The sequence below is a fragment of the Parafrankia sp. Ea1.12 genome (genome assembly GCF_900465275.1).
Lineage (GTDB): Bacteria > Actinomycetota > Actinomycetes > Frankiales > Frankiaceae > Parafrankia > Parafrankia soli.
In genome coordinates, this window is sequence record NZ_UBIZ01000444.1 from 1 (window position 1) to 1,262 (window position 1,262).

At 69.3% G+C, this 1,262-nt stretch carries 1 protein-coding gene and 1 pseudogene; both read left to right on the plus strand.

Annotated elements, in window-relative coordinates:
* The first annotated feature begins 110 nt into the window (after positions 1-110).
* On the plus strand, positions 111-371 hold the full coding sequence (locus tag FMEAI12_RS26195) for a hypothetical protein (protein WP_235014526.1): 261 nt from the start codon (positions 111-113) through the stop codon (positions 369-371).
* Positions 372-431: 60 nt separating this feature from the next.
* Positions 432-1,262: pseudogene (locus tag FMEAI12_RS26200) on the plus strand (helix-turn-helix domain-containing protein); the annotation flags it as partial.

The following is a 1,262-nucleotide window of genomic DNA, read 5'->3' on the forward strand; positions in this document are numbered from 1 at the left end:
GCGGTTCGGGACCGACCCGGATTCCACCGACCCTGTGGGGTGCCAGAAGTCGGCTTGGGCCCGTGAGCTGGGGTGATGCGACGGTGCGGCGGCCGGCATGATGGTCAGCCATGTTCGTACGCCTGCTCTATCTGATCCTCGTTCGGGTCTGTAGCTGGCTGGTTCTCCTCGGCCGCTCGTCGGCGTCGAAGAACATCGAGTTGCTGGTGTTGCGGCATGAGGTCGCGGTGCTGCGTCGTACCCAGCCCAAGCCCCGGTGGGACTGGGCGGACCGGGCGGTCCTCGCCGCCCTGATCCGACTCCTGCCCAGGGCGCTGCGAACGCACCGGCGGTCACGCCCGGCACCGTCCTGCGGTGGCACCGCCGCCTGATCACACAGAAATGGACCCTGTGGGGCTCCAGAACCCCGATTTGGGCGGTGACCTGCGCGTTTGCCCGCGGGGCGGGGCCCGTGTCGGGCAGGCTGGGTGGTCATGGTGTGGTCGCTGCTCTACGCCCTGACACGGAACACTCTCGGGCTGATGCTGCTCCGGATGCGTGGGGACACCTCGAAGGAGGCGGAGCTCCTTGTCCTGCGACATCAGGTGGCGGTGCTGCGCCGGCAGGTGAACCGGCCCGGTCCTGGAACCGGCGGATCGGGTGATCCTCGCAGCCCTGTCCCGGCTGCTGCCCCGGTCCAGCTGGGGTTCGTTCTTCGTCACCCCGGCCACCGTGCTGCGCTGGCACCGTGACCTCCTCGCACGCAAACGGACCTACCCCGGAAGTCGCCCGGTCGGCCGCCGGTCCGCCGGGAGATCCGCGAGCTGGTCCTGCGCCTCGCACGGGAGAACCCGACCTGGGGCCACCGCAGGATCCAGGGAGAACTCGCCGGGCTGGGCTACCCGGTCGGGGTCGCCACCGTCTGGCGGATCCCGCACCGCGCCGGCATCGACCCCGCACCCCGCCGGGCCGACACCTCCTGGCGCACCTTCCTGTCCGCCCAGGCCTCCAGCCTGCTGGCCTGCGACTTCTTCACCGTGGACACCGTGTTCCTGCAACGGATCTACGTGTTCTTCGTCGTCGAACACGCCACCCGCCACGTCCATGTTCTCGGGACCACGAAGCACCCGACCGCAGCCTGGGTCACCCAGCAGGCACGGAACCTACTGATGGACCTCGACGAACGTGGCCACCGGTTCCAGTTCCCCCTCCGTGACCGCGACACCAAGTTCACGGCTTCCTTCGACGCCGTCTTCACCGGAGCCGGCATTGAGGGAGTCCTG

Bases quoted from the DNA above. Each gene is read 5' to 3' on its own strand.
- FMEAI12_RS26195 (WP_235014526.1), top strand. From the start codon at position 111: ATGTTCGTACGCCTGCTCTATCTGATCCTCGTTCGGGTCTGTAGCTGG.